General features: G+C 72.0%; 2 protein-coding genes and 1 pseudogene. 2 read left to right on the top strand and 1 reads right to left on the bottom strand.

Translation table 11 applies throughout. The features are described 5' to 3' along the window. Positions 1-564, top strand: a 564-nt coding sequence (locus AC08ON_RS17450; RefSeq protein WP_476617372.1) for a BUD32 family EKC/KEOPS complex subunit, incomplete at its 5' end; no start/stop codon positions are given. Between the two features lie 209 nt (positions 565-773). Next, positions 774-1497, top strand: a pseudogene (locus AC08ON_RS17445) (S16 family serine protease); the annotation flags it as partial. A 351-nt stretch (positions 1498-1848) separates the two neighbouring features. On the opposite strand, the gene AC08ON_RS17440 reads toward AC08ON_RS17445, so the two are convergent. Beyond that, the coding region (locus AC08ON_RS17440) for a hypothetical protein (RefSeq protein WP_476617371.1) at positions 1849-2050 on the bottom strand (202 nt) is incomplete at its 5' end.

The following is a 2050-nucleotide window of genomic DNA, read 5'->3' as shown; positions in this document are numbered from 1 at the left end:
GGCCAACCAGCGGACCTCATCCCCGGCTCTCCTGACCTACCCCGCGTCCGGGACGTCGTCAACGACATCTCCCGCCGGACCGGCGAGGGTCTGCGCTCGCTTTCCGATCGATGGCGCAACACGGGTTGGTGGGAGGATCTAAAAACGCTTCCAGCTAGAGTTTTCCCCGATTGGGACGTAGCCACTGCGGCCGTCCACGCGGGCGCTGTGGTCGACGCCGTGGCCGGGAACCGGCTGATTCACACCGACCTTCATGCCCACCAGTTCATGATCAGAGAGGACCGTGTCTGGGTGGTCGACTGGGGCTGGCCGGCGCAGGGTGCCGGCTGGGTAGACGCCGCGTTCATGGTGATCCGTCTCATTGGCGCCGAGCATACCCGCCAGCAGGCCGAGCAGTGGGCGGCGGGGCTGGACTGCTGGGCGGGCGGCACCGACGAGGACCGGACCGCCTTCGCCTGCCACGTGGCGGGACTGTGGAGCATGCGAGCGGCGCAGTCGGACAGCCTTGCCGCTCAGAACCGAGCCGCCCTGGCGCGTGGCTATGCCACGTGGCGCCTGACCTGACCACGACCTGTATGGCCATGATGATCCCGTGATCCCGTGATCCCGTGATCCCGGGTTCGAGGTCAGTGCATCTGAGCCCCAGCCGGCGGGGTTGACTCCAAATCCTCCGCCGGCTGGCCCTTGGGACCCCGGCGAAGCCCCGAGCATGCGGGCCTCGCTGGGGTCCCCTGCCACATCTGGGGTCATCGCAACTTTTCTCTACCCGCCTCAAGATCGTCGCCCGGGTGGCGCTCGGCGAGGCCACCCTGCCGGTGACGATCGATGCCGGGAACCTGCCCGGCTACATCGGCCGGCCGCGGCACACCCGGAGTCGGCGGAGCGCACCGCCCTCCCGGGAGTGGCGACGGGCCTGGCGGTGACCGGCGCCGGCGGTGACGTCCTGTTCGTCGAGGCGTCGCTGGCCGACCCGGAGACCGGCGGGGCCGGGATCACCCTGACCGGGCAGCTCGGCGACGTGATGAAGGAGTCGGCGCAGATCGCGCTGTCCTACCTGCGCTCGCACGGGGTGGAGCTGGAACTTCCCGTCGGGGATCTGGCCGACCGCGGTGTCCACGTGCACGTCCCCGCGGGTGCGGTGCCGAAGGACGGGCCGAGCGCCGGGGTAACGATGACGACGGCCCTGGCGTCGCTGCTGTCCGGGCGGATGTGGCGATGACCGGCGAGGTGTCGCTGACCGGGCGCGTGCTGCCGATCGGCGGGGTGAAGCAGAAGCTGCTCGCCGCGCACCGCGCCGGCATCACCACGGTGCTGCTGCCGGCGCGTAACGGCCCGGACCTGGACGACGTCCCGGCGCCGGTGCGCGACGCGCTCACCGTCCGCCTGGTGACCGACGTCCGGGAGGTGCTGGACCTGGCCTTGGAGCCCGCCTTCGCCACCGGGCGCGCCGACCCGCCGGGCCACGGCGGGCGCTCCTCCACGCCGCTGGCCGCCTGAGGGTCACCCGCCGGCCCTGAGAGTCACCCGCCGGCCCTGAGGGTCACCCGCCGGCAAGGGGTCACCGGCCGTCTGAAGACCGATCAGGGGCGGCCCAGGGGCCGGGGAGGATGGTGAGCGAGAGCCAGCGACACGCCGGGGACGAGGTAAACACCATGTGACGAGGGAGGCGGAAGACGCAGATGGCGGCTACGGTCGGGGCGTGGATCGTGGTCGCTGTCTTCGGCAGGAGCGCATCGCACAGCAGCGCATCCTGGGGCTCAGTCGGCGAGGGGTGCGCCAGCGACCGCGGGACAATCGCGGGCCCGCCCATCCGCCGAACCGGCCACCCAGTCGGCGCAGGCGCGCCCGCTAGATCGTTCTGCCCTCGGCAGCCGCATCGACAAGCGGCTGCGCCTCCCGCGCCGATCCGTACAACCCATGCCGATCCGGCGCCGCGGCGGCCGGCGTGCCCGTCAACCCGCCGTCGGCCCACTTCCTCCCTCCCCCGGCCCGACTGCGCGCTTCGATCCCGGTCGGTCCCAGGCCGCGGGAATCGATCACCTTCCCGCCC

Source organism: Frankia sp. CoWAU3 (assembly GCF_977971855.1).
This window is presented reverse-complemented; position numbering and strand designations above follow the sequence as displayed.